A 3,959-nucleotide genomic window follows, 5' to 3' on the forward strand; every position below is an offset into this window, starting at 1 on the left:
CCGCGCGATCGCGCTGGAGCTGGCCGGCCGCAAGCTGCCGGTCTTCGTCAATTACCGGCTGGATGGCGCGGCGGCCGAGGACGCCTGCGCGGCGATCCAGGCCGCGGGCGGCGAGGCCTATCCGGTCCGCGCCGACGTGTCCAACCGCGACGCGGTGGCGGCGATGTTCGCCGACATCCGCCAGCGCGGCTTCTGGGTGCAGACTCTGGTCAACAATGCCGGCATCGTCCGCGACGGCCTGCTGGCGATGATGCCGGCCGACGATTGGAGCGCAGTGCTGGGCAGCAATCTGGACGGCAGCTTCCACTGCGCGCGCGCCGCGCTGCAGACCATGATGAGCCGCAAGAGCGGACAGATCGTCAACATCGCCTCGGTCGGCGGCATGCGGGCCCAGGTCGGCCAGGCCAACTACGCGGCGGCCAAGGCCGGCTTGCTGGCGCTGACCCGCGGCCTGGCGCGCGAGGTCGGCCGCTACGGCATACGCGTCAACGCGGTGGCGCCGGGCTTCATCGACACCGACATGCTGGCGGAGATGAAGGCGTCGGACAAAGGCGCGGCCTTGCTGGAGGACGCGCGCGCCAAGCAGATTCCGCTGGCGCGCTTTGGCAGGCCGGAGGAGGTGGCGCAGACCGTCGGCTTCCTGTGCTCGGGCGCGGCCAGCTACATCACCGGCCACGTGCTGGTGGTCGACGGAGGGCTGTGTGCCTGAAGCCCGGCCCTTGCTCGGCCGGCTGTTCTCGCCGATCGAGCTGAACCGGCTGCGGCTGCCCAACCGGCTGCTGATGAGCTCGATGCACTTGAATCTGGACGAGTGCGACGACGCCTGGCACAGGATGGCGGCGTTCTACGCGCTGCGCGCGCGCGAGGGCGTCGGCCTGATCGTCAGCGCCGGCTGCGCGCCGGACGAGGCGGGCAAGACTACCAAGGGCGGCTTCGCCCTGTGCCGCGACGACGAAATCGCCGGGCACCGGCTGATCACCGGCGCGGTGCGCGAGGCTGGCGGCCGCATCGCGCTGCAGATCCTGCATTTCGGCCGCGAGGCCTTTCACGGCGGGATGGTGTCATCATCGGCCGAGCGGCTGCCGTCCAGCGTGTTCACGCCCAGGCCGCTGTCCGAGGCCGAGATCCAGGCGACCATCGCCGCCCATGCCGATTGCGCGGCCCGCGCCGTCGCCGCCGGCTACGACGCGATCGAGCTGCTGTTCGGCCAGGGTTTTCTGGTGCACCAGTTCCTGGCGCCGGCGTGCAACAAGCGGACCGACCGTTGGGGCGGCGGCTTCGACAACCGCGCCCGGTTGGCGGCGGAGATCGCCGCCGCGGTGCGTTGCCGCGTCGGCCCGGATTTTCCGCTGATCTTCCGTCTGCCCTGCATGGATCTGCTGCCGGACGGGCTGGACGCCGAGGGGTCGATGGCGCTGATCGGCAGGCTGCTGCCTTATGGCATCGACCTGCTCAACGTCAGCATAGGCTGGCACGAATCCGAGGTGCCGACGATCGCGACGGCGGTGCCGCGCGCGGCTTTCGCCGACGCCGCCCGGCTGGCGCGGCGGCGCTACCCGCAGCTGAAGCTGGCCGTCAGCAACCGGGTCAACGACCCGCGCGACGGCGAGGCGTTGTTGCTGGACGGCTGCGCCGACATGATCGCGATGGCGCGGCCTTTTCTGGCCGACCCGGCGCTGGCGGGCAAGGCGCGGGCAAACCGCTTCGACGAGATCAACGCTTGCATCGCTTGCAACCAGCGTTGTCTGGACCACGTGCTGACCGGCCAGCCGGTCGGCTGCAGCGTCAATCCCGATTGCGGCTTGCCGGAGGAGGGGCGCTATCCGCCGCTGACGCGCGCGCTGGAAGTGGCGGTGGCCGGCGGCGGCATCAGCGGCATGGGGGCGGCCTTGTTCCTGGCCCGGCGCGGCGCGCGGGTGACGTTGTTCGAGGCCGGGGACGAACTGGGCGGCCAGTTGCGGCTGGCCGCGTGTATTCCGCAAAAGGAGGAGTTCGCCGCCACCATCCGTTACTACCGCGGCGAGCTGCTGCGCGCCGGCGTGGAGGTGCGGTTGGGCCGCAGTTTCGACGAGAGCGCGATCGACGCCGCACGCTGGGACCACGTGGTGTTGGCGCAGGGCGCCGCGCCGCGGCGGCCGGAAGGCGTGCCGGGCCTGGCGCTGCCGCACGTGCGCGATTACGCCGAGGTGCTGGAGCAGGGTTGTCCGGTGGCGTTCCCGGTGGTGGTGATCGGCGGCGGGGGCATCGCCTGCGACCTGGCGAAATACCTGGCCGCCCTGCGCGGCGGGCTGACGCGGAACGCGCGCGCTTATCTCGCGCGCCGCCTGCCGGCGGAGGCGCTGGCGCCGTATCTGGACGGCGGCGCGGACGACGAGGAGCCGGCGATCACGCTGTTGCAGCGCTCCGGCCGCAAGTTCGCCCACCGCGTCGGCCGCACCACGCGCTGGATACTGATGGACGCGCTGCGCCGCGATGGGGTGCGGCTGCTGAGCCGGGTCGACGTCGTCGAGATCACCGGCGAGGCGGTGATCGTGCGCGAGCGCGGCGGCGCGTTGCGCAGCCTGCCGGCGCGCAGCGTGGTGATCGCCGCCGGGCAAGCGCCGCGTCTTGGGCCGGAGGACGCGCTGCGGCGCGCCGGCATTCCCTATACCGTGCTGGGCGCGGCCGATGGCGGCCTCGCCGGCGTCAATCTGGCCGCCGCGCTGGAGGCGGCCTACCGGTTTGCGATGGAGCTGAGATGAACACGATGCGGGCGGTGGTATGGGAAGGGCCGCAACGGCTGAGGCTGGCGACGCTGTCGCGTCCGGCGCTATTGGCGCCGGATGATGCGCTGCTCCGGGTCACCCACGCGTCCACTTGTGGCACCGATCTGCACATCTACCGCGGCGCGGTGCCGGGCTTCGAGCCAGGGACTGTGATCGGGCATGAGTTCGTCGGCGTGGTGGCGGCGGTGGGGACGGCGGTCAGGCGGCTGCGGCCCGGGCAACGCGCGGCTTGCGCCGATTTCGTCGCTTGCGGCGCGTGCGCGCATTGCGTGGCCGGGCGGCATGCCCAGTGCGGAGAGCGGCGGCTGTTCGGTTTTTCCGGCCTGCAGCCGCGGCTGGACGGCGGCCTGGCCGAATACGTGCGGGTGCCGCGGGCGGATGTCGCGCTGACGCCGTTGGCTGATAGCGCGGACCTGCGCTTCGGCCTGCTGTCCGGCGACGTGATGCCGACCGCGCTGGGGGCGCTGCAACGGCTGGCGCTGGCTCCGGGCGAACGTCTGGCGGTGGTCGGAGCCGGCCCGGTGGGTGTCCTGACCGCCTGGCAGGCGGCGCGCCGGGGCGCGGAGGTCCTGTTGCTGGAGGCCAATCCCGTTCGCGCGGCGCGCGCGCGCAGCGGGGGGCTGGCGGTGGCGGAGATCGCGGCCGGGCAGCTGCTATCGGACGCGGTGCCCGGCTTGGCCGGGGTTTTCGACGCTGCGGTGGACGCGGTGGGCGGCGAGAACGGTTTGAAGACCGCGCTGGCCACATTGCGGCCGCGGGGCCGGCTGATCGGCGCGGGATCGCAGGCCGGCCGTTTCGAACTGGATTGGGGCGCGCTGATGCAACGCGAGATCGCGCTGCAGTTCGTGATCGGCGATCCGATCGGCCTGCGCGGCGAGGTGGCGGCGGCGATGGTCGACTGCGCGCCGGCGCTGGACCTGATGTTTTCCGATAGATTGCGCCTGGACGAAGTGCCGGACTACTTCGCCGCGCTGTACCGGCGCGAGCGTTTCAAGGCCTTGGTCGACGTGGCGGGGGAGGAGATATGAGCAGGCGAAGCATGGGAAAGCGGCTGGCTTTGATCGGCTGCGGCGCGATGGGAACCGCGCTGGGATTGCGGCTGCTGGGCCTGGGTTGGGAAGTGCGGGTCTATAACCGCAGCCCGGAGCGGACGGCGCCGTTGCGGGACGCCGGCGCCAGCGCGCACGCGACGCC

4 protein-coding genes are annotated in these 3,959 nt (G+C 72.1%); all 4 read left to right on the top strand.

The window, feature by feature from the left end:
- On the top strand, positions 1 to 709 hold a 709-nt coding region (locus LQR33_RS23215; protein ID WP_231470623.1), incomplete at its 5' end, for an SDR family oxidoreductase.
- Entirely contained in the window at positions 702 to 2,741 is a 2,040-nt protein-coding gene (locus LQR33_RS23220; protein ID WP_231470624.1) for an FAD-dependent oxidoreductase, read from the top strand. The genes LQR33_RS23215 and LQR33_RS23220, both read left to right, overlap by 8 nt.
- A complete protein-coding gene (locus tag LQR33_RS23225; RefSeq protein ID WP_231470625.1) occupies positions 2,738 to 3,793 on the top strand; it encodes a zinc-dependent alcohol dehydrogenase in 1,056 nt (351 codons plus the stop codon). Before LQR33_RS23220 ends, LQR33_RS23225 begins: the two co-directional genes overlap by 4 nt.
- The coding region (locus LQR33_RS24470; RefSeq protein ID WP_414626571.1) for an NAD(P)-binding domain-containing protein at positions 3,700 to 3,959 on the top strand (260 nt) is incomplete at its 3' end. The genes LQR33_RS23225 and LQR33_RS24470, both read left to right, overlap by 94 nt.

Source organism: Chromobacterium piscinae, assembly GCF_021129175.1.
Taxonomy (GTDB): Bacteria; Pseudomonadota; Gammaproteobacteria; order Burkholderiales; family Chromobacteriaceae; genus Chromobacterium; species Chromobacterium piscinae.